The following is a 21,850-nucleotide window of genomic DNA, read 5'->3' on the forward strand; positions in this document are numbered from 1 at the left end:
CCGGCACTCCCGCCCGCCCGCTCACTCCCGCCGCCCGTCCCCCGCGTCCGGCGCGCCTTCCCGTGCCGCCTCCAGCATCTGGGCGGCCTCCTCCCGCCGCGCCCGCACCGTCTCGTCCCCGTCGCCGGCGTCCGCGTAGGCCGCGAGCACCGCCCGCGCGCGTGCCTCCGCCCGCGCCGGACGCCCGAGGTCGGCCTCCAGCCAGCCCGCGCCCAGCTCCGCGCCGGTACGGCTGTGCAGCCCGGCCGCGCCGAGCCCGGCGAACACCGCCGCGGCCCGGGTCATCTGCTCCAGTGCCGCCTCGAACGCGGCCCGGATCGCCGCGTCCTCGGCCTCCTCGGACGCCGAGCGGGCCAGCAGCTCGGCGAACTGCCGGTGGGTGCCGCCCAGTTCCTCGGCCAGCTCCGCGCGGTCCGCCTCCGGCGCCGCCGTGAGCGCCGTCTCGCACTCGCGCACCGCCGCCGCCATCAGCGTCCGCGCGGGTGCCGCGCCGGCCTCGCCGCCCAGCGCCAGCCAGGCGCGGGCGCGCAGCGAGCGGACCAGGAACGGCGCGTTGCCGAGCGCGCGCCACAGCTCGCCCGCCCGCGCGTACGCCCGGTCCGCCTCCACGGTCAGGCCGGCCTGGCCCAGCGACTCGGCGGCGAGATGGGCGAGCGTGGCGTGGTCCTGCTTCTCGGGCCAGTGCCGGGCCAGCTCGGCGGCCTGGAGCCGCTGTTCGGCGGCGGCCCGGTGGTCGCCCAGCTCACCCAGGCAGTCCCCGAGCCACCAGCGGGCCTGGACGACCGCTCCGTCGCCGTGCGTGCCGGCGTCCAGATCGGCCAGCGCGGAGTCCAGCACCTCGGCGGCCTCGGCGTACCGGCCCCGGCGCAGCAGGAAACCGCCGAGCTGCTGGCGGGCCCAGGCGCCCAGGGTGCCGCCCTCGCCGGCCTCGTCGGCCCAGTGGGCGGCCTCCCACGCGTGCTCGGCCGCCTCGCCGGGCTGGTCCAGGGCGCCGAGCACCTCGGCGAGCTGGAGATGGAGCTGGGCCCGCCCGACCGGCTCCACGTACGGCCCGCCGTGCGCCAGCGCCGCCCGCAGCGCCCGCTCGGCGCCGGCCAGGTCACCGGCCTGGTGGGCGAGGGCGGCCACCTGCACCCGGTACTCGACCGCGAACCACGGCAGCCCGGCGGCGACGTAGGCGTCGGCGGACCGCCGGAACAGCTCCGCCGCCCGCCCGGCGTCCCCGGTGAGCCCGGCCAGCTCGGCGAGCATCCCGTGCGCCTCGGCGGCCCGCGCCGCCAGCCGCACGTCCTCGCGCCCCCGTCCCCCGACGAGCGCCAGCACCTCCCGCACCGCGGCCTCGGCCTCCGCCACGGCCCGCCCGGCGTCCAGGCCGCCCGCGCCGGCCGCCGGCCCGCCCTCCTCGCCCGGCGCTCCCGCGGCCTGGTGCACCCGGCGCATCAGGACCCGGGCCCGGCTCATCACCACCGACGCGGTCTGCCGCACTCCGGTGCCCTCGTCGGCGTACAGCGCGAGCGCCTCGTCGTACAGGTCCGTGACCTGGGCCAGGGCCGCGTCGACGGCACCCGACAGCGCGCGGACGTACGCGCAGCGCGCCCGGGCCGCCAGGGCCTCGCCGGGGTCGCCCGCCTCCGCGTACAGCCGTGCCGCCCGCTCGAACAGGGCGAGCCCCTCCGGGCCGCGGGCCATCGCCTCGTGGTCGGCGATCTCCGCGCGGTCGCGCGGTTCGAGACCGGTGTCCCCGGCGGCCCGGGCGACCGCCGCCCAGGCCTCCAGCGCGTGCGGCCGCAGGCCCTCCGACTGCCGCCGCGCCTCGGCGAGCAGGGCCGGCAGACCGGGCTCCCCGGGACCGTCGTCCGCCGCCACGGGCGCGGGTGCGGGCGCGGGCACGGGGGCCGGTGCGGTCCGTGCCGCCCGTACGCCCAGCGGCAGCCGGTCCGCCAGCGGGCGCTGGTCCATCCGCGCGCGGACCCGGTCGCCGACGGCCCGGGTGCCGTTGCGGCGGTCGAACCGCTCGGCGAGGCCGGTCGCCTCCGCGCGGGCGTGCGCCGCCAGCTCCCCCGCGGTCCAGGTCCGCCCGGCCGGCCCCGGCACCCGCTGCCCGCCGAGCCCCAGCGCGGTCAGCCGGTCCATCAGCAGGGCCACCACGGCCAGGAACTCCAGCCGGCTGCGCGGATCCCCGGTGTCCGTGAAGTACGCCGGGCGCTCGGCCAGCAGCTCCAGGGCGCGCGCCTCGTTGCCGGTCAGCGCGCAGAACTCCACGTGCTCGGCGTACGCGCCGCGCATGCTCTCCATCGGGCGGACCAGCCGGAAGCCGCGCAGGTGGTGCGCGCGGGCCTCGTCCAGGCGGCCCAGCCGCAGCAGCGGCGCCAGCGAGGAGGCCAGCACGGAGTGCGGCTCGTGCGCGCAGGCGAACTCGCCCTCCAGCACCGGCTGCCACAGCCGCAGCGCCTGGGCGTCCCGGCCGCACCGGACCTGCCAGACACCCTGCCCGTGCAGCTCGCAGGCGTGGCAGTCGGCCATCTCGTCCCGGTCGGCGGCCAGCCACGCGGCGTACGCCCGCTCCGCGCGCGGCAGGTCGCCGATGTGCGCGGCCACGCTGAACTCGGCGCTGCGCACGGCCCGTTCGGAGTGCCCGGCGAGCCGGTAGCGGTGCTCCATCTCGCCGAGCCACTTCTCGATCGAGGACAGCGGGATGTGCGGCTGGTCCAGCATGCCCGCCGACATCCACTTGAAGACCCAGTGCAGCGTGTGCGTCTCGTACGCGTCGAACACCTCCGGCCGCTCGTCCCACAGGCGCAGCAGCCGCGCGAACGGGACGAACATCCGGTCCTTCTCGGAGCTGTAGTTGTAGACCTTCAGCTGGTGTCCGAGCGCCTCGACCACGGCGAGCGGGACGTCCAGCCGCTCGGCCTCGGCGAGCAACTGCTCCGCGCGCGCGTTGCGGGCCGGGCCCTCCGGCCGCTCGGCGTTCTCCGCCAGCGCCCGGCGCAGCGCGTCGATGTCCGTGATCTCACTCATCTTCCGTCCCCCTCCCCGTGGGTCGCCCAGGCGAGCAGCCCCATGAACGCCCGGTTGAGCAGCGCCGAGTCGGCGGGCCGCAGCGGGCGCTGCGCCCGCAGCAGCGCCTGCCCGTACAGCGACTCGGTCGCGGTGCCGATCAGCTCCGGGTCGCCGAGCGAACCGATCCGCCGGACCAGCGGGTTGAGCTGGTTCAGCACCAGACGCGCGCGCGGGGCGCTGCCGCGCAGCGAGCCCAGGATGCCCGCCCACAGGTCGTCGGCCCGCTCCTCGGCCGCCGCGCGGGCCTGCTCGTGCCGGGTGCCCCGGTCGTCCAGGTGCAGCGCGGGCACGGCCGGCGGGTGGAAGGCGCGCAGGACGACGTCGCAGCCCAGCGGGTCCAGCCGGTCGCGCGCGACGGCCAGGAACCCGGCCAGCGCCAGCTCCTCGGCCGGGTCGACGGTGTCCAGGTGCGCGGTCACGGTGTCCGCGTCCAGCTCGGCGACCACCGTGCCCGGCCGCACCCGCGGCAGCGCCTCGACCAGCTCGCTGTCGTAGGTGTAGCCGCCGTTGACCACGCCGACGCCCTGCGCCGAGGCGATCGGCGCGACCTGCCGGTACTCCTCGACCGTCCGCGTGAAGTGCACCACCGGGTGCCGCCGCGCGAACTCCTCCAGCGAGAGCTGCCCGTCGGTCGTCTCGAACGGCAGCCAGGGCAGCATCGTGCGCAGCATCTCCGCGTCGTGCCGGGCGAGCGACTTCACGCCCAGGTGGTGCACGGCGAGGAACGCCGACAGCCGCTCCGGGTCGCCGGCCGCGAGCCCCGACAGCCAGGACCGGATCCGGCCGCCGAGCGCCTCCCGGACGGCGGCCAGGGTCTCGTCCTCGTACAGCGCCTCGCGGGAGGCGGTGGGGCGCAGGCTGTCGGTGTCCAGGACGCAGCGCACGAAGAACGCCCAGTCCGGCAGGAGCTGTTCGGCCCGCTCGGTGAGCAGCATGCCCTTCAGGTGCACGCGGTGGGTCGCCCGCTGCGCCGGGCTGACCGCCGACGGCAGCACGTACGCCACCCCGCGGATCCCGGCCAGCGGCACGTCCAGGTCGATCGCGTCCAGCGGGGCGAAGCCGAACAGCTCCTGGCAGTGCCGGGCCAGCGCCGCCCGGCGGGCGCCCGGAGCCGGATAGGCGCGGTCCCAGGGCGCGGGCCGCTCGGTGACCGGCTCGTCGCCGACCCGGACGTCGTACGGCAGCAGGGAGCCGAAGTCCCGGGCCAGCGCGCGCACCCGGGCGGGCGCCAGCCACTCGGCCGCGCCGGCCCGCGCCGTCAGGTACACGGTCGTGCCCGGCTCGGGCCGCGCCGAGGCGGGCAGCGTGCGCACGGTGTACGACCCGTCGTCCCGGGCCGTCCACTCCACCGGCGGGGCGCCGGGCGTACGGGCGCTGCGGCTGACCACCCGGATGCGCTCGGCGACCACGAAGCAGGCGAGCAGGCCGATGCCGAACTGGCCGAGGAAGTCCGAGCGGGCCTCGTGCAGGCCGTCGGCCCGCTTGGAGCTGCGGCCGATGGTGGCCAGCAGGCCGTGCACCTCCGGCTCGGTGAGCCCGACACCGGTGTCCTCCACCCGCAGCCCGCCGTCCACCGCGTGCAGCCGGACCCGCGCCGGGGCGTCCGGTTCGCCGGCCCGCCGGGCGGTGATGGCGTCCACGGCGTTCTGCAGCAGCTCGCGCAGATAGACCCGGGGGCTGGAGTACAGGTGATGGGAGAGCAGGTCCACCAGACCGCGCAGGTCGACCTGGAAGGTATGGGGCTGGTGGGGCGGCTGGGGCGGCTGGGATGCCTGTGAGGTCTGGGAGTCCATCGTCACTGCGCCGGCAGAGGGGGAGCGCGTGCGGCGCGGGGTCGGGCGGTCCCGGCGGGGCGGTGACCGCGAAGGATGGCCGGAGCCGGTCATCCTAGGGCCGCACCAGCCCGTCTGACCAGGAGTTTCCCTGATGTTTACAGCGTCACGGCGGGAACCGTCCGGCGCCGGGTCCGGAAACCGCCAGGGCGGCGGCTACGGCATTGTCAGTGCCGTGGTGTGCAATGGATCTCGTGCCCGCACTGCAAGAACCGCTCAAGAAGGTGCTCGGCCCCGCCACCGCGAAGGTGATGGCCGAGCACCTCGGCCTGCACACCGTCGGCGACCTCCTGCACCACTACCCGCGCAGATACGAGGAGCGCGGCCAGCTCACCCACCTCGCCGACCTGCCCATGGACGAGCACGTCACGGTGGTCGCCCAGGTCGCCGACGCCCGCCTGCACACGTTCGCCTCCGCCAAGGCCCCGCGCGGCAAGGGCCAGCGCCTGGAGGTCACGATCACCGACGGCAGCGGCCGGCTCCAGCTCGTCTTCTTCGGCGCGGGCGTGCACAAACCCCACAAGGAGCTGCTGCCGGGCACCCGCGCGCTGTTCGCCGGCAAGGTCTCCGTCTTCAACCGCCGCCTCCAGCTCGCCCACCCGGCGTACGAACTGCTGCGCGGCGACGGCGAGGAGACCGTCGAGACCTGGGCCGGCGCGCTGATCCCGCTGTATCCGGCGACCGCCAAACTGGAGTCCTGGAAGATCGGCAAAGCGGTCCAGACGGTGCTGCCCAGCGCCCAGGAGGCCGTCGACCCGCTCCCGGAGTCGCTGCGCGCCGGCCGCGGCCTGGTGTCCCTGCCCGAGGCCCTGCTCAAGATCCACCGGCCGCACACCAAGGCCGACATCGCCGACGCGCGCGCCCGCCTGAAGTGGGACGAGGCGTTCGTCCTCCAGGTCGCCCTGGCCCGCCGCCGGCACGCCGACACCCAGCTCGCCGCCGTGCCCCGCGTGCCCCGCCCGGACGGCCTGCTCACGGCCTTCGACGACCGCCTCCCCTTCACCCTCACCGACGGCCAGCGCAAGGTCTCCCAGGAGATCTTCGACGACCTCGCCACCGCCCACCCGATGCACCGCCTGCTCCAGGGCGAGGTCGGCAGCGGCAAGACCCTCGTCGCCCTGCGCGCCATGCTCGCCGTGGTCGACGCGGGCGGACAGGCGGCCCTGCTGGCGCCCACCGAGGTCCTCGCCCAGCAGCACCACCGCTCCATCACGGAGATGATGGGCGAACTGGCCGAGAAGAACATGCTGGGCGGCGCCGAGCACGCCACGAAGGTGGTGCTGCTCACCGGCTCGACGGGCACGGCGGCCCGCCGCCAGGCGCTGCTCGACCTGGCCACCGGCGAGGCCGGTGTCGTCATCGGCACCCACGCCCTGATCGAGGACAAGGTGCTCTTCCACGACCTCGGCCTGGTCGTGGTCGACGAACAGCACCGCTTCGGCGTGGAGCAGCGCGACGCCCTGCGCGGCAAGGGCAAGCAGCCGCCGCACCTGCTCGTCATGACGGCCACGCCCATCCCGCGCACGGTCGCCATGACGGTCTTCGGCGACCTGGAGACCTCGGTCCTGGACCAGCTCCCGGCCGGCCGCTCGCCGATCGCCAGCCATGTCGTCCCGGCCGCCGACAAGCCCCACTTCCTGGCCCGCGCCTGGGAGCGGGTCCGCGAGGAGGTCACGGCCGGCCACCAGGCGTACGTGGTCTGCCCGCGGATCGGGGACGAGGAGGACGACCCGAAGAAGGCGGGCAGGAAGAAGCCCGCCGCGGACGAGGCGGACCGCCGCCCGCCGCTGGCCGTGCTCGACGTGGCCGCCGAACTGGGCCGCGGGCCCCTGAAGGGCCTGAAGGTGGAGGTCCTGCACGGCCGGATGCACCCGGACGACAAGGACGCCGTGATGCGCCGCTTCGCGGCCGGCGAGACGGACGTCCTGGTCGCCACCACCGTCATCGAGGTCGGCGTCAACGTCCCGAACGCCACGGCCATGGTCATCATGGACGCGGACCGCTTCGGCGTCTCCCAGCTCCACCAGCTCCGCGGCCGGGTCGGCCGCGGCTCCGCACCGGGCCTGTGCCTGCTGGTCACCGAGGCGTCCGAGGCCGCTCCGGCCCGCCAGCGGCTGAGCGCGGTCGCCGCCACCCTGGACGGCTTCGAGCTGTCCCGCATCGACCTCGAACAGCGCCGCGAGGGCGACGTCCTCGGCCAGGCCCAGTCCGGCGCCCGCTCCAGCCTGCGGGTGCTGGCGGTCATCGAGGACGAGGAGGTCATCGCCCAGGCCCGCGAGGAGGCGGCGGCGGTGGTCGCGGCCGACCCGGAACTGACCGGCCTCCCGGGCCTGCGCACGGCCCTGGACGCCCTGCTGGACGAGGAGAGGGAGCAGTATCTGGAGAAGGGGTGAGGGAGACTCCTAGGGGCTCTGGGGCGCGGGGAACCGCGCGACCGGCCACACTGAACCCGAAGACGCTCACCAGCAAGGACCGAAGATGACCCGCGTGATCGCCGGCGCAGCCGGCGGACGTCGCCTCGCCGTCCCGCCCGGCACCGGCACCCGCCCCACCTCCGACCGCGCCCGCGAAGGTCTCTTCTCCACCTGGCAGTCCCTGCTGGGCGGCCCGCTGGCCGGCGAGCGGGTCCTCGACCTGTACGCCGGCTCGGGCGCCGTGGGCCTGGAGGCCCTGTCCCGGGGCGCGGGCCACACCCTCCTGGTCGAGGCGGACGCCAGAGCCGCGCGGACCGTCCGGGAGAACGTCAGGAACCTGGGCCTGCCCGGCGCGGAGGTCAGAGCGGGCAAAGCGGAACAAGTCATCCGGACCGCACCGCCCGCCGAGCCGTACGACCTGGTCTTCCTCGACCCGCCGTACGCCGTCACCGACGACGATCTTCGGGAGATCCTGCTCACACTCCGCTCGGAACGCTGGCTAGCCGACGGCGCCCTCGTCACCGTGGAGCGCAGCACCAGAGGCGGCGAATTCCGCTGGCCGGACGGCTTCGAGGCGATCAGGTCCCGTCGCTACGGCGAGGGAACGTTTTGGTACGGTCGCGCCGCCTCTACGTGCGAAGACGCACGATGACCGGACCGGAGAGCGAGGGATCACAAGTGCGCCGCGCCGTCTGTCCCGGGTCGTTCGACCCGATCACCAACGGACATCTCGACATCATCGCCCGAGCCTCCCGTCTCTACGACGAGGTGTACGTCGCGGTGATGATCAACAAGTCCAAGAAGGGCCTGTTCGACATCGACGAGCGGATCGAGCTGATCCGCGAGGTCACCTCCGCGTACGCCAACGTCCGCGTCGAGGCGTTCCACGGCCTCCTCGTGGACTTCTGCAAGCAGCGCGAGATCCCCGCCATCGTCAAGGGCCTGCGCGCCGTCAGCGACTTCGACTACGAACTCCAGATGGCCCAGATGAACAACGGCCTCACCGGCGTCGAGACGCTGTTCGTGCCCACCAACCCCACCTACAGCTTCCTCTCCTCCTCGCTCGTCAAGGAGGTCGCGGCCTGGGGCGGCGACGTCTCGCACCTGGTGCCCGCCCCGGTCCTCCAGGCGCTGAACCAACGTCTCGCCAAGGGCTGATGGGGCTACAGTCGTCCCGTCCGTTGCCCATCCGGCCGTAGAGAGTGGCGAGCACAGGTGGACGTGCAGAAGAAGCTGGACGAGATCGTCTCCGCGGTCTCCGGCGCCCGGTCCATGCCCATGTCGGCGTCGTGCGTGATCAACCGCGCCGAACTGCTCGCGCTGCTCGAAGAGGTGCGCCAGGCGCTGCCCGGTTCCCTCGCCCAGGCGCGGGAGCTGATCGGCGACCGCGAGCAGATGGTCGAGCAGGCCCGGCAGGAGGCCGAGCGGATCATCGAGAGCGCGCACGCCGAGCGCGGCTCGCTGATCTCCGGCACCGAGATCGCCCGCCGCTCCCAGGCCGAGGCCGACCGGATCCTCGCCGAGGCCCGCAAGGAGGCCGAGGAGATCCGCGCCGAGGCCGACGACTACGTCGACTCCAAGCTGGCCAACTTCGAGGTCGTCCTCACCAAGACCCTGGGCTCGGTCGGCCGGGGCCGCGAGAAGCTGCTCGGCACGGGCCCCGGCCTGGACGAGGCGGGCTACGCGGACGAGGACGCCCCCGAGCGCAGTCACGACCCGGAGACCCTGCGCCGCGACGCCGACGCCTACGTGGACGCCAAGCTGGGCGCCTTCGAGGCGGTCCTCGCCAAGACCCTGGAGGCCGTCGGCCGGGGCCGGCAGAAGCTGCACGGCCGGATCGCCACCGACGACCTCGGCGCGCTCGCCGACGACACCACGACCTACCAGCACTCCAGCGACGCCGACTACCTCGCCGACCTCGCGGCCCTCGCCGACAGCGACCGCGCCGGCCGGCAGCCCGAGCGGTCCGCGCCGGACCGGCCCGCCTACGCGCCGCAGCCCGCCTACGCGCCCGCCGCCGGCTACGACCCGCCGGCCGGCGCCGTCCCGCAGCAGCCGGACCCGTACGGGGGCTATCCCCAGCAGCCGGAGTACGCCGCGCCGCAGGACCCGTACGGCTACCAGCAGGCCGACCCCTACGCCTACCAGGGCTACGACCCCCAGCAGCCCGCCTACGACCCCCGGCAGGCCGCGCACCAGCCGCAGCCCCACGGCCAGGCGCCCGCGCAGGCCCCGGCCCGGCAGGACTACGCCCTGGACGAGACCAGCCTCTTCGACACCGGCATGATCAGCGCGGAGCAGATGCGGGCGTACGAGGAGGGCCGGGGACGGTAGCCGGGAGCCCGATTGGGCGCTGAGCGAAAGGTCCAGTATCCTGGCTCTTCGGTCGCGCGTATGTCCGCGATCACCGCTGCCCGCACCACCGAGGGGCGGCGTCCCTCCGAGTTCGCAGATCGAAAGCAGGAATGGCTCCCAACGCCCGCCTCGACCACCGCAACCCCCTCGTGATCGACACGCACGAGCTGGGCCGGCGTCCTGGCGCGCTGCAGCGCCTGACCCGCGAGATCGACGCTCCCCGGGATCTCGGCATCCAGGGAGTCATCGGAGTGCCGGAAGGCACCCCGCTGGAACTCGACCTCCGTCTGGAGTCGGTCTTGGAAGGGGTGCTTGTCACAGGCACCGCCCGTGCCACGGCCGAGGGGGAGTGCGTAAGGTGTCTGGAGCCGGTCGGGCTGGAGCTCGAAGCGGACTTCCAGGAGATGTTCTCGTACCCTGACGCCGACGACCGGGGCCGCGTGATCGCGGAACCGGGCGACGACGCCGAGGACGACGAGGACAGGCTCTTCATCGAGGACGGTCTGATCGACCTCGAGCCTGTGCTGCGTGATGCGGTGGTGCTCGCACTGCCGATGCAGCCGGTGTGCCAGGACGACTGCCCGGGCCTGTGCTCCGAATGCGGAGTGCGGCTCGCGGACGACCCGGACCACCACCATGACGCCGTCGACATCCGTTGGGCGGCTTTGCAGGGACTCGCCGGCTCCACGAAGGACGGCGAGAAGGACGAGATGAGCGGCGCCGAAGCGGGCGTCGACGAGAAGCAGGAGAAGTAGCCGTGGCTGTTCCGAAGCGGAAGATGTCGCGCAGCAACACGCGCCACCGCCGGTCGCAGTGGAAGGCTGCGGTCCCCACCCTGGTTGCGTGCGAGCGCTGCCACGAGCCCAAGCAGCAGCACATCGCGTGCCCGTCTTGCGGCACCTACAACAAGCGCCAGGTCCTCGAAGTCTGAGTGGCTGGTGAGAGGCCCGATGACTGACGCGAAAGCAGCTAGTCCCCGCCAGCGCGGGGGTAGTCCGCAGGCCTCGTCCCACACGCTTCTGGAAGGGCGGCTCGGCTACCAGCTCGAGTCCGCCCTTCTGGTGCGTGCGCTGACCCACCGTTCCTACGCGTACGAGAACGGCGGTCTGCCGACGAACGAGCGGCTGGAGTTCCTCGGGGACTCCGTGCTCGGCCTCGTCGTCACGGACACGCTGTACCGCACCCACCCCGACCTGCCCGAAGGCCAGCTGGCCAAGTTGCGGGCCGCGGTGGTCAACTCGCGTGCGCTGGCGGAGGTCGGCCGTGGCCTGGACCTGGGCGCCTTCATCCGGCTCGGCCGGGGTGAAGAGGGCACGGGCGGCCGGGACAAGGCGTCCATCCTCGCCGACACCCTCGAAGCGGTGATCGGCGCGGTCTATCTCGACCAGGGCCTCGACGCGGCCTCCGAACTGGTGCACCGCCTGTTCGACCCGCTGATCGAGAAGTCCTCCAACCTCGGAGCCGGCCTGGACTGGAAGACCTCCCTCCAGGAGCTCACCGCGATGGAGGGACTCGGCGTGCCCGAGTACCTGGTCACGGAGACCGGCCCCGACCACGAGAAGACCTTCACTGCTGCCGCCCGCGTCGGAGGCGTCTCGTACGGCACCGGCACCGGCCGCAGCAAGAAGGAGGCGGAGCAGCAGGCCGCCGAGTCCGCCTGGCGGTCCATCCGGGCCGCGGCGGACGAGCGCGCCCACGTGGCGAAAGAGCCTGTGAAGGAGACGGCCGACGCGGCCGTCCAGGACGGCGACACGTCGTCCGCCACCGCCTGACCCGCAGTATCCGAGCGCCCGCTCCGGCCGTCCACGCCGGCGCGGGCGCTCACCTCATCCACCGGTCCGTACGGTTCTCACGGGGGTCCCGATGCCCGAGCTGCCCGAGGTCGAGGTCGTCCGGCGCGGCCTGGAGCGCTGGGTCGCGCACCGGACCGTCGCCGCGACCGAGGTGCTGCACCCGCGCGCCGTCCGCCGGCACCTCGCCGGACCCGACGACTTCGCGCACCGGCTCAAGGGCCACCACATCGGCACCCCGCGGCGGCGCGGCAAGTACCTGTGGCTGCCGCTGGAGGAGACCGGCCAGGCGGTCCTCGCCCACCTCGGCATGAGCGGCCAGCTCCTGGTCCAGCCGCACGACGCGCCGGACGAGAAGCACCTGCGCATCCGCGTCCGGTTCGCCGACGCGCTCGGCACCGAACTGCGCTTCGTCGACCAGCGCACCTTCGGCGGGCTGTCGCTGCACGACACCACCGACGACGGCCTGCCCGACGTCATCGCCCACATCGCCCGCGACCCGCTGGACCCGCTCTTCGACGACGAGGCCTTCCACCAGGCACTGCGCCGCAAGCGGACCACGATCAAGCGGGCCCTGCTGGACCAGTCGCTGATCAGCGGCGTCGGCAACATCTACGCCGACGAGGCGCTGTGGCGCTCCCGCGTCCACTACGAACGCCCGACGGCGCACTTCACCCGCCCGGCCACGGCGGAACTCCTCGGCCACGTCCGGGACGTGATGAACGCGGCCCTCGCCGTCGGCGGCACCAGCTTCGACAGTCTGTACGTCAACGTCAACGGCGAGTCGGGCTACTTCGACCGCTCGCTGGACGCGTACGGCCGCGAGGGGCTGCCCTGCAAGCGCTGCGGCACACCCCTGCGCCGCCGGCCCTGGATGAACCGCTCCAGCTACTTCTGCCCGAAGTGTCAGAGGGCGCCGCGCGTCTCGTCGTAGCGCGCGCGGGCCGCGAGGACGTCGTCCATCGCGCCCTCCACACAGTGGATGAGCGACAGCAGCCGCTCGGCGACCCGGTGGCCCAGCGGCGTCAGTTCGTAGTCCACGCGCGGCGGGTTCGTCGGCTGCGCCTCGCGGTGCACCAGCCCGTCGCGCTCCAGCGCGTGCAGCGTCTGGGACAGCATCTTCTCGCTCACCCCGTCCACCCGCCGGCGCAGTTCGTTGAAGCGCAGCGAGCCCTCGTGGAGCGCGCCGAGCGTCAGCCCGCCCCAGCGGCCCGTGACGTGCTCGAGCGTGCCGCGCGACGGGCAGGCCTTGGCGAAGACGTTGTACGCGAGGTCGTCGTGGTCCTGGGTGATGGCGGTCATACCCCGAGGATACGCCTCCACAGCACTGACCGCAGGGTTGCACTAACTTCTGGTTAGTGCTTTCCTTTGGTCATCGCCAGTGAGTGACACGCCTTCAAGGAGCCCCGTATGACCACGCCCGTGGTGTCCATCGCCTACCACTCCGGTTACGGCCACACCGCCGTCCTCGCCGAGGCCGTCCGCGCCGGTGCCGCCGACGCGGGTGCCGAGGTGCGGCTGATCAAGGTGGACGAGATCACCGACGAACAGTGGGAGGCGCTGGACCGCTCCGACGCGATCGTCTTCGGCTCGCCCACCTACATGGGCACCGCCTCCGGTGCCTTCCACGTGTTCGCGGAGGCGACCTCCAAGCGCTGGTTCGGCCAGGACTGGCGGGACAAGCTGGCCGCCGGCTTCACCAACTCCGCCTCCAAGAGCGGCGACAAGCTGCACACCCTGCAGTTCTTCCAGACGCTCGCCGCCCAGCACGGCATGCACTGGGTCAACCTCGGCCTGCTCCCCGGCTGGAACAGCACCACCGCCTCCGAGAACGACCTCAACCGTCTCGGCTTCTTCGCCGGCGCCGCCGCCCAGTCCCCGAGCGACCAGGGGCCCGAGGGCGTCCACAAGGCGGACATAGCCACCGCCGAACACCTGGGCCGCCGGGTGGCGGAGACGACGCGGACCTTCCTCCTCGGCCGCACCGCCGCCTGACGGCCGCACCGCACGGGCCGCGCGCGGGCGGCCCGCGCCGGACGGCGGTCCTAGGACCCGTCGGACGGCGGTCTCAGGGTCCGCCGGATGGTGGTCTCAGGACCCGAAGTCCACGGTCCACCACGGCCCGCCCGGGCCGAAGTGGACACCGGCGCCGACCGTCTGGAAGCCGCAGTTCAGGATGTTGGCGCGATCGGCGGCACTGTTCATCCAGGCCGTCACCGCGGCCGCCGCGCCGGCCTGGCCGCGGGCCGTGTTCTCGCCGCCCAGGCCGGTGATGCCGGCCTTGGCCGCCCGGTCCCACGGCGTGCGGCCGTCCGGGTCGATGTGACCGAAGAAGTTCCGCGCGGCCATGTCGTCGCTGAACGCCTCGGCCAGCCCGGTCAGCGCGGAGTTCGCCGCGAGCGGGGTGCAGCCGGCCTTCGCCCGCTCGCCGTTGACCAGCTTCAGCATCTCGGCCTCGGCGGCGGCCTCCCGCGACACCGTCACGGGCCCGGAGGGGGGCACCGGCGCCTTGGTGGCCGTACGGGACGGGGTGGGCTTGGGCTTGGCGGGGGTGGCCTTCGGCTTCGTGGGAGTGGGCTTCGGCTTGGCCGGGGTGGGCTTCGGCTTCGGGGCGGAAGCGGAGGCGGAGGGCTTGGCGGGGGTGGGCTTCGGCTCGGCCGGAGTCGCCTTCGGCGTGGCGGGGGTGGGCTTCGGCTCGGCCGGGGTCGTCTTCGGACCGTTCGGGCTCGTCTTCGATCCACCCGGGGCCGTCCCCGAACCGCCCGGCCTGCTCCTCGCGGGCGCGGGCGTCTGCGTGGCCGGCTTCTGCCCGGCCGGCTTCTCCGTCGCCGTCTTCGGCGGGGCCGGCGGGGCGGCGGCCGGCTTCGAGGCGGAGGGAGAAGGGGAGGAGGCGGACGGAGAAGGGGACAGGGAGGCGGACGGGCTCGCGGAGGCGGTGGGGGTTGCGGTACCGCCCTGGGCGGAGCCCGCGGTGGGGCCGCCGATACGGGGTTCCGCGCCGCCCGAGGTGCCACCCTGCTCGCTCGCCGTGTAGCCCGGGGATGCGACGGCCGTCGTCTGCTCGCCGCCGGTGGTGTGCGTGCCGCCGCCGAGCTGGTAGTGCTCCAGGCCCGGCACCACGGCGGGCACCACTCCGGTGACCGTCGCGACCGTGCCCAGGGTGACGGCCACGGTCAGCCCGAGCAGACCCGCGCGCACCGGCCGTGCGGCCCCGCTCCGACGCTCCCGGGCGGACACCGGTCCGTCAGCCGGACCGGCCGAGGGTGCGGGTGCGGCCGGTGCCTGGCCGTCGTCCGGCGTCTCGCCTGATGCGTCGTCCGGCGTGTCGTCCGACGCGAAGAGGTACGCCTGCGCCTTCGCGGTGGCCTCGGCGTACGCCTCCGGGTCCGGGCCGGGCGCGACGCCCATGGGGACGGTGCGCGGAGCGTCACTGCCGGTGCCCTGGTCGGTGCCCTGGCCGGTGTGCCGGCCGGCGTCGGCCGCCGTGGCGCGGCCCGTGGCGGCGCGGCCGGCGGCGGAGCGTCGGTGGCGTCCCATGTCCTTGCCTTCTTCCTCGTGCGTGCGGCCGGCCGGCGTGGCCCCCCTTGATCAACCCGGCTCAACCCGACTCACTCGATCGAGTGAGTTTCCCGCTGCGGTTCACCGCTTCCGGACCGTACCCGATGAAGCGCCGGGGCGATGTGTCCCGAATGACACCGGCCGGTTAGGTTGCAGCCATGAGCGAGGACGTACGACTGGTCGCCTGGGTGCGCGGACACGTGCAGGGCGTGGGTTTCCGCTGGTTCACGCGGGCCAAGGCGCTGGAGATCGGCGGATTGAGTGGTTTTGCTCTCAATACGGCCGACGGCCGGGTCCAGGTGGTCGCGGAGGGGTCACAGGAGGGGTGCGAGAGGCTGCTGAGCTGGCTCCAGGGCAGCGACACGCCCGGGCGCGTGGACGGTGTGACCGAGATCTGGGACACACCGCGCGGCGGCTACGACGGTTTCGCCATCCGCTGATCCGGCCCCCGGGGCCCTCCGCGGCGGCGGCCTCCACGGCGCCGAGGTCGCGTGCCGGAGTGGAAACGCCCAGGTGGTTGCCAATCCGGGCGGGTCATGGCAGGCTCCGCTGGTACTGCTGGCCGCCGCACCCCGAGGGGCCCGGGCAGGCGCCGCACCGTCGTGTTCCCGGCCGTGCGCCCCGGTTCGCCCCCGATACAGGGCGTGATCGTGTTGACCGTCAAACTTTTTGGTGAGACGCTGAAAGCCCCGCGCACCTTAGCTGTTTGGCATGGAACAACAGCAGAGCACCACCCCGTGCCAAGCACCGCGGGTGCGAATCCCTCACGACCCAACCGCATCGGTCGGTCACTCATTGTGGAGGACCATCCATCATGGCAAAGGCGCTTCTCGGTTACGTCGGCGGCTCCGACCCTCGACTCCTCGCCGAGATGCGACGGCTGCAACAGCGCGTTCAGGACCTGGAGTCCGAGCTGGTCCGGATCCAGGCGGAGAACCAAGCGCTGACGGCTGCCGCCTCTCAGGACAGGATCATGGAGAGCATCGACGCACACCAGGCGGAGCCTGCGCTCACCTGATCACTGCCAACGCTCCACAACAGCAGACACAGCGATCGGGCTGTCCGTATCAACCGCTCAGTTGATCGGACGACTGCGATCCAGTCGTCAGAGTTGCAAGGGACGCTTCGGCGTCCCTTCGTTCTTTCCCCCCGGCATCCTTTCACCTTCTTCACCATCTGGTGTGCCCTGCGTGCCTGGTGACGAAACCGCGCGGCCACCAGGGTTCGTGGAGCGGGGCATCGGCGGCGGGTAAAGTCCGGCGGCGTGCACCTCAAGGCCCTGACCCTGCGTGGTTTCAAGTCCTTCGCCTCGGCGACCACGCTCCGCTTCGAACCGGGCATCACGTGTGTCGTCGGCCCGAACGGCTCGGGCAAGTCCAATGTCGTGGACGCGCTCAGCTGGGTCATGGGCGAGCAGGGTGCCAAGTCGCTGCGCGGCGGCAAGATGGAGGACGTCATCTTCGCCGGCACCACCGGCCGCCCGCCGCTCGGCCGCGCCGAGGTGTCCCTGACCATCGACAACTCCGACGGGGCCCTGCCCATCGAGTACGCCGAGGTCACCCTCACGCGGATCATGTTCCGCAACGGCGGCAGCGAGTACCAGATCAACGGCGACACCTGCCGTCTGCTGGACATCCAGGAACTCCTCTCCGACTCCGGCATCGGCCGCGAGATGCACGTCATCGTCGGCCAGGGCCAGCTCGACTCCGTCCTGCACGCCGACCCCATGGGCCGCCGCGCCTTCATCGAGGAGGCGGCCGGGGTCCTCAAGCACCGCAGGCGCAAGGAGAAGGCGCTGCGCAAGCTGGACGCGATGCAGGCCAACCTCGCGCGCGTGCAGGACCTCACCGGCGAACTGCGCCGCCAGCTCAAACCGCTGGGCCGGCAGGCGGCGGTCGCCCGCCGGGCCGCCGTCATCCAGGCCGACCTCCGCGACGCCCGGCTGCGGCTCCTGGCCGACGACCTCGTACGGCTGCGCGAAGCCCTCCGGGCCGAGATCGCCGACGAGGCGGCCCTGAAGGAGCGCAAGGAGAGCGCCGAGCAGGCACTGAAGCAGGCCCTGCACCGCGAGGCCCGGCTGGAGGACGAGGTGCGCCGGCTCAGCCCGCGCCTGGCGCGCGCCCAGCAGACCTGGTACGAGCTGTCCCAGCTCGCCGAGCGGGTCCGCGGCACGGTCTCGCTGGCCGACGCCCGGCTCAAAAGCGCCACCTCCGCCCCGCCCGAGGAACGGCGCGGCCGGGACCCCGAGGACCTGGAGCGCGAGGCCGCCCGCGTCCGCGAGCAGGAGGCCGAGCTGGAAGCCGCGCTGGAGGCGGCCCGGCGGGCCCTGGACGACACCGTCGCCCACCGCGCGGAACTGGAGCGCGAGCTGTCCGCCGAGGACCGCCGGCTGAAGGACGCCGCCCGCGCCATCGCCGACCGCCGGGAGGGCCTGGCCCGGCTGTCCGGGCAGGCCGCCGCGGCCCGCTCGCGCGCCGCCTCCGCCCAGGCGGAGATCGACCGGCTGGCCACCGCCCGCGACGAGGCCCGGCAGCGGGCGGAGCAGGCGCAGGAGGAGTACGAGACCCTGCGGGCCGAGGTCGACGGCCTGGACGCCGGCGACGCCGACCTGGCCGGACAGCACGAGGCCGCCAAGCGGCGGCTCGCCGATGCCGAGGCCGCCCTCGGCGCGGCCCGCGAGGCGGCCGGCGCCGCCGAACGCCGGCGCGCCGCCACCCAGGCCCGGCACGAGACGCTGTCGCTGGGCCTGCGCCGCAAGGACGGCACCGGGATACTGCTCGGCGCCCGGGACCGGCTCACCGGAGTCCTCGGCCCGGCGGCGGAGCTGCTGACGGTCACCCCGGGCTACGAGATCCCCGTGGCGGCCGCCTTCGGCGCGGCGGCCGACGCCCTCGCCGTGACCAGCCCCGCGGCGGCGGCCGAGGCGATCACCCTCCTGCGCAAACAGGACGGCGGCCGGGCGACCCTGCTCCTGGCGGATGCTCCCGAGACACCCCGGGAGGGCGCGGAGGACGGCGGCGACGCGGCAGCCGCCCGCCCGCCCGGCGCCCCCCTCTTCGCCGCCGGTCTCGTCCGCGGCCCCGCCGGCCTCCTGCCCGCCGTACGCCGGCTGCTGGCGGACATCGTCGTGGTGGACACCCTGGAGGACGCCGAAGCCCTGGTCTACGCCCGTCCGGAGCTGACCGCCGTCACCGCCGAGGGCGACCTGCTCGGCGCACACCTCGCGCACGGCGGCTCCGCCGGTGCGCCCAGCCTGCTGGAGGTCCGGGCCGCCGTGGACGAGGCCGCCGCCGAGCTGGCCGGGCTGGCGGTCCGCTGCACCGCGCTGGCCGAGGAGGAGCGGGCCGCGGCGCAGCACCGTGACGAGGCCGCGGCCCTCGTCGAGGAGCTGGGCGAACGGCGCCGCGCCGCCGACCGGGAGAAGTCGGCCGTAGCCCAGCAGCTCGGACGCCTCGCCGGACAGGCACGGGCCGCCGCCGGCGAGGCCGAGCGGTCCGCCGCGGTGGCGGCGCGCGCCCAGGAAGCGCTGGACACGGCCGTACAGGAGGCCGAGGAGCTGGCCGAGCGGCTGGCCGTGGCCGAGGAGGCGCCCGCGGAGGAGGAGCCGGACACCTCGGTGCGGGACCGGCTCGCCGCCGACGGGGCCAACGCCCGGCAGACCGAGATGGAGGCCCGGCTCCAGGTCCGTACGCACGAGGAGCGGGTCAAGGGGCTCGCCGGCCGCGCCGACGCGCTCGACCGGACGGCCCGCGCCGAACGCGAGGCCCGCGCCCGCGCCGAGCAGCGCCGGGCCCGGCTACGGCACGAGGCGGCCGTGGCCGGGGCCGTCGCCTCCGGCGCCCGGCAGCTGCTCGCGCACGTGGAGGTGTCGCTCGGCCGCGCCGAACGCGAGCGCGCCGCCGCCGAGGCCGCCAAGGCGCGGGGCGAGCGGGAGCTGACCGCCGCGCGGACGGCCGGCCGTGAACTGAAGGCAGAACTCGACAAGTTGACTGATTCGGTTCACCGCGGCGAGGTACTAGGAGCAGAGAAGCGGCTGCGCATCGAGCAGCTCGAGACCAAGGCGCTGGAGGAACTGGGTGTCGAACCGGAGGGGCTGGTGGCGGAGTACGGTCCGCACCGGCTCGTGCCGCCCTCGCCCCCCGCCGAGGGCGAGCGGCTGCCGGACGACCCGGAGGACCCGCGCCACCAGCCCCGTCCCTTCGACCGCGCCGAGCAGGAGAAACGGCTCAGGGCCGCCGAGCGGGCGTACCAGCAGCTCGGCAAGGTCAATCCGCTGGCGCTGGAGGAGTTCGCCGCGCTGGAGGAGCGCCACCAGTTCCTCAGCGAGCAGCTGGAGGACCTGAAGAAGACCCGCGCCGACCTGCTCCAGGTGGTGAAGGAAGTCGACGAGCGCGTGGAGCAGGTGTTCTCCGAGGCCTACCGGGACACCGCCCGCGAGTTCGAGGGCGTCTTCGGCCGGCTGTTCCCCGGCGGCGAGGGCCGCCTCGTGCTGACCGACCCGGACGACATGCTCACCACGGGTGTGGACGTGGAGGCGCGTCCGCCGGGCAAGAAGGTCAAACGGCTCTCCCTGCTCTCGGGCGGCGAGCGCTCGCTGACGGCGGTGGCGCTGCTGGTGTCGATCTTCAAGGCCCGGCCGAGTCCGTTCTACGTCATGGACGAGGTCGAGGCCGCGCTCGACGACACCAACCTCCAGCGGCTGATCGGGATCATGCGGGAGCTCCAGGAGACCTCGCAGCTCATTGTGATCACGCACCAGAAGCGCACCATGGAGGTGGCGGACGCGCTCTACGGCGTGTCCATGCAGGGCGACGGCGTGTCCAAGGTCATCTCCCAGCGGCTGCGCTAGCGCTTTGTGCACGTCCCCTACAAGATCATCTGACTCGGTGTTCAGTTCTTGAACGCAGATCGTTAAGCCGTATCTGAAAACTCACAGTCGTTGAACTATTGACTTCGAAACTTGAAGGCATAGTCTCTGCAACGTTGCTTTTACCTTCAGGTGTAAGCGGCGCCTCCGTATGCGCCACTGGAGACCTGGAAGGGCTCGCCCCCACCCGGCAGCGTTGCCGTGGCCCGAGGAGTTACACCGTGACCAGCACAGCGCAGGCACCTCAGTCAGGAGCCAGAACGGCTCACCCCGAACATCTCGGGCACGTCATCTTCATCGCGGCGGCTGCCGCCATGGGCGGCTTCCTCTTCGGCTACGACAGCTCCGTGATCAACGGCGCCGTCGAGGCCATCCGCGGCCGTTACGACGTCGGCTCCGCCGCCCTCGCCCAGGTGATCGCGATCGCGCTGATCGGCTGTGCCATCGGCGCCGCCACCGCCGGCCGGATAGCCGACCGGATCGGCCGTATCCGCTGCATGCAGATCGCCGCGGCCCTGTTCACCATCAGCGCCGTCGGCTCCGCGCTGCCCTTCGCGCTGTGGGACCTCGCCTTCTGGCGCATCGTCGGCGGCTTCGCCATCGGCATGGCCTCCGTCATCGGCCCGGCCTACATCGCCGAGGTCGCCCCGCCCGCCTACCGCGGCCGGCTCGGCTCCTTCCAGCAGGCCGCGATCGTCGTCGGCATCGCCGTCTCCCAGCTCGTGAACTGGGGCCTGCTGAACGCCGCCGGCGGCGACCAGCGCGGCAAGCTGATGGGCCTGGAGGCCTGGCAGGTCATGCTCGGCGTGATGGTCGTCCCGGCCGTCCTCTACGGCATGCTGTCCTTCGCGATCCCCGAGTCCCCGCGCTTCCTGCTCTCCGTCGGCAAGCGTGAGCGCGCCCGCGCGATCCTCGCCGAGGTCGAGGGCAAGGAAGTCGACCTCGACGCCCGCGTCGCCGAGATCGAGCACGCGATGAAGAGCGAGCACAAGTCCAGCTTCAAGGACCTGCTCGGCGGCTCCTTCTTCTTCAAGCCGATCGTCTGGATCGGTATCGGCCTGTCGGTCTTCCAGCAGTTCGTCGGCATCAACGTCGCGTTCTACTACTCCTCGACGCTGTGGCAGTCGGTCGGCGTGGACCCGACGGACTCGTTCTTCTACTCCTTCACGACCTCGATCATCAACATCGTCGGCACCGTGATCGCGATGATCTTCGTGGACCGCGTCGGCCGCAAGCCGCTCGCCCTCATCGGCTCCGTCGGCATGGTCGTCGGCCTGGCGCTGGAGGCGTGGGCCTTCAGCTACCACCTGGTCGACGGCAAGCTGCCGGCCACCCAGGGCTGGGTGGCCCTGATCGCCGCCCACATCTTCGTCCTCTTCTTCGCCCTGTCCTGGGGCGTGGTGGTCTGGGTCTTCCTCGGCGAGATGTTCCCGAACAGGATCCGCGCCGCCGCCCTCGGTGTCGCCGCCTGCGCGCAGTGGATCGCCAACTGGGCCATCACGGCCAGCTTCCCGTCGCTGGCCGACTGGAACCTGTCCGGCACGTACGTGATCTACACCGTGTTCGCCGCGCTCTCCATCCCGTTCGTCCTGAAGTTCGTCAAGGAGACGAAGGGCAAGTCCCTGGAGGAGATGGGCTGACCCGCGGCTCCCCGAACTCGGGGAGAAGGGCCAAGTCCCCGCTGCCCCTCTCCTCGTACCCTCCGCCGCCCCCGGCCCGGCCACTGCCCGGACCGGGGGCGGCGGTGCGTACCCGGCCCAACGGGCCCGCCGCGATCTCGGCCCCCGCCCACCCCCGCCCGCGGCCTCGGGGCCGCCCACCGACTACGGCACCGGGCGCGCCCGGTCCGACCCCGGGGCACGGGCCGGGGCCCGGCGACACGGGCGCGCACCGCCGTCGGCTACGCCGGGTTTGGGGGAGGGGCGGTGGTGGAGTTCCGGTGGCCGGTGTCTGGTGCCAGGTGCCGTGCTG

General features: G+C 73.5%; 17 protein-coding genes. 13 read left to right on the forward strand and 4 right to left on the reverse strand.

Features of this window, described 5'->3' with window-relative positions; translation table 11 throughout:
• Window positions 1-21: 21 nt before the first annotated feature.
• The gene (locus tag ACZ4SV_RS29950) at window positions 22-3,021 is read right to left on the reverse strand and encodes a tetratricopeptide repeat protein (protein ID WP_468007917.1); all 3,000 of its coding nucleotides are present in this window, start codon (window positions 3,019-3,021) and stop codon (window positions 22-24) included.
• Window positions 3,018-4,856, reverse strand: coding sequence for an HSP90 family protein (locus ACZ4SV_RS29955; RefSeq protein WP_468007919.1), 1,839 nt, complete (start codon window positions 4,854-4,856; stop codon window positions 3,018-3,020). Before ACZ4SV_RS29955 ends, ACZ4SV_RS29950 begins: the two co-directional genes overlap by 4 nt.
• A 224-nt stretch (window positions 4,857-5,080) precedes the next feature.
• Between ACZ4SV_RS29955 and recG the strand changes: the two genes are divergently transcribed.
• The 8 genes from recG to mutM all read left to right on the forward strand — a co-directional run bounded on the left by recG (window position 5,081) and on the right by mutM (window position 12,388).
• Window positions 5,081-7,288 carry an ATP-dependent DNA helicase RecG gene (gene recG / locus ACZ4SV_RS29960; protein ID WP_468007921.1) on the forward strand — a complete coding sequence of 736 codons (2,208 nt, stop codon included), beginning with the start codon at window positions 5,081-5,083 and terminating at the stop codon, window positions 7,286-7,288.
• Window positions 7,289-7,373: 85 nt separating this feature from the next.
• Window positions 7,374-7,961, forward strand: a complete 588-nt coding sequence (gene rsmD / locus ACZ4SV_RS29965; RefSeq protein WP_468007923.1) for a 16S rRNA (guanine(966)-N(2))-methyltransferase RsmD — start codon at window positions 7,374-7,376, stop codon at window positions 7,959-7,961.
• A 26-nt stretch (window positions 7,962-7,987) separates the two neighbouring features.
• Entirely contained in the window at window positions 7,988-8,467 is a 480-nt protein-coding gene (coaD, locus tag ACZ4SV_RS29970; protein ID WP_365883960.1) for a pantetheine-phosphate adenylyltransferase, read from the forward strand.
• A gap of 57 nt (window positions 8,468-8,524) precedes the next feature.
• Window positions 8,525-9,643 carry an ATP synthase F0 subunit B gene (locus tag ACZ4SV_RS29975; RefSeq protein WP_468007925.1) on the forward strand — a complete coding sequence of 373 codons (1,119 nt, stop codon included), beginning with the start codon at window positions 8,525-8,527 and terminating at the stop codon, window positions 9,641-9,643.
• Between the two features lie 131 nt (window positions 9,644-9,774).
• On the forward strand, window positions 9,775-10,419 hold the full coding sequence (locus ACZ4SV_RS29980; RefSeq protein WP_365941723.1) for a YceD family protein: 645 nt from the start codon (window positions 9,775-9,777) through the stop codon (window positions 10,417-10,419).
• Between the two features lie 2 nt (window positions 10,420-10,421).
• On the forward strand, window positions 10,422-10,595 hold the full coding sequence (rpmF, locus tag ACZ4SV_RS29985) for a 50S ribosomal protein L32 (RefSeq protein WP_003951102.1): 174 nt from the start codon (window positions 10,422-10,424) through the stop codon (window positions 10,593-10,595).
• Between the two features lie 19 nt (window positions 10,596-10,614).
• Window positions 10,615-11,436, forward strand: coding sequence for a ribonuclease III (gene rnc / locus ACZ4SV_RS29990; protein ID WP_365880955.1), 822 nt, complete (start codon window positions 10,615-10,617; stop codon window positions 11,434-11,436).
• Between the two features lie 91 nt (window positions 11,437-11,527).
• Window positions 11,528-12,388, forward strand: coding sequence for a bifunctional DNA-formamidopyrimidine glycosylase/DNA-(apurinic or apyrimidinic site) lyase (gene mutM, locus ACZ4SV_RS29995; protein ID WP_468007927.1), 861 nt, complete (start codon window positions 11,528-11,530; stop codon window positions 12,386-12,388).
• Here the strand turns inward: mutM and ACZ4SV_RS30000 are convergent.
• A complete protein-coding gene (locus ACZ4SV_RS30000; RefSeq protein WP_365880959.1) occupies window positions 12,361-12,756 on the reverse strand; it encodes a winged helix-turn-helix transcriptional regulator in 396 nt (131 codons plus the stop codon). The genes mutM and ACZ4SV_RS30000 overlap by 28 nt on opposite strands.
• Before the next feature lie 108 nt (window positions 12,757-12,864).
• Here ACZ4SV_RS30000 and ACZ4SV_RS30005 point away from each other — a divergent pair, with 108 nt between their 5' ends.
• On the forward strand, window positions 12,865-13,449 hold the full coding sequence (locus ACZ4SV_RS30005) for a flavodoxin family protein (RefSeq protein ID WP_468007930.1): 585 nt from the start codon (window positions 12,865-12,867) through the stop codon (window positions 13,447-13,449).
• Between the two features lie 96 nt (window positions 13,450-13,545).
• Here the strand turns inward: ACZ4SV_RS30005 and ACZ4SV_RS30010 are convergent, their stop codons facing one another.
• Window positions 13,546-14,991 carry a CAP domain-containing protein gene (locus ACZ4SV_RS30010; RefSeq protein ID WP_468007932.1) on the reverse strand — a complete coding sequence of 482 codons (1,446 nt, stop codon included), beginning with the start codon at window positions 14,989-14,991 and terminating at the stop codon, window positions 13,546-13,548.
• A gap of 179 nt (window positions 14,992-15,170) precedes the next feature.
• Between ACZ4SV_RS30010 and ACZ4SV_RS30015 the strand changes: the two genes are divergently transcribed.
• From ACZ4SV_RS30015 to ACZ4SV_RS30030, 4 genes are all read left to right on the forward strand, one after another.
• Window positions 15,171-15,452 carry an acylphosphatase gene (locus ACZ4SV_RS30015; RefSeq protein ID WP_468007934.1) on the forward strand — a complete coding sequence of 94 codons (282 nt, stop codon included), beginning with the start codon at window positions 15,171-15,173 and terminating at the stop codon, window positions 15,450-15,452.
• 374 nt (window positions 15,453-15,826) lie between these two features.
• The gene (locus ACZ4SV_RS30020; RefSeq protein ID WP_365880967.1) at window positions 15,827-16,030 is read left to right on the forward strand and encodes a hypothetical protein; all 204 of its coding nucleotides are present in this window, start codon (window positions 15,827-15,829) and stop codon (window positions 16,028-16,030) included.
• Window positions 16,031-16,276: 246 nt separating this feature from the next.
• A complete protein-coding gene (gene smc, locus ACZ4SV_RS30025; protein WP_468007936.1) occupies window positions 16,277-19,861 on the forward strand; it encodes a chromosome segregation protein SMC in 3,585 nt (1,194 codons plus the stop codon).
• A gap of 239 nt (window positions 19,862-20,100) precedes the next feature.
• Window positions 20,101-21,519 (forward strand): sugar porter family MFS transporter, encoded by a 1,419-nt coding sequence (locus ACZ4SV_RS30030; protein WP_468007938.1) that lies wholly within the window; start codon window positions 20,101-20,103, stop codon window positions 21,517-21,519.
• The last annotated feature ends 331 nt before the right edge of the window (window positions 21,520-21,850 follow it).

This window comes from Streptomyces sp. NPDC027672, assembly GCF_055566335.1.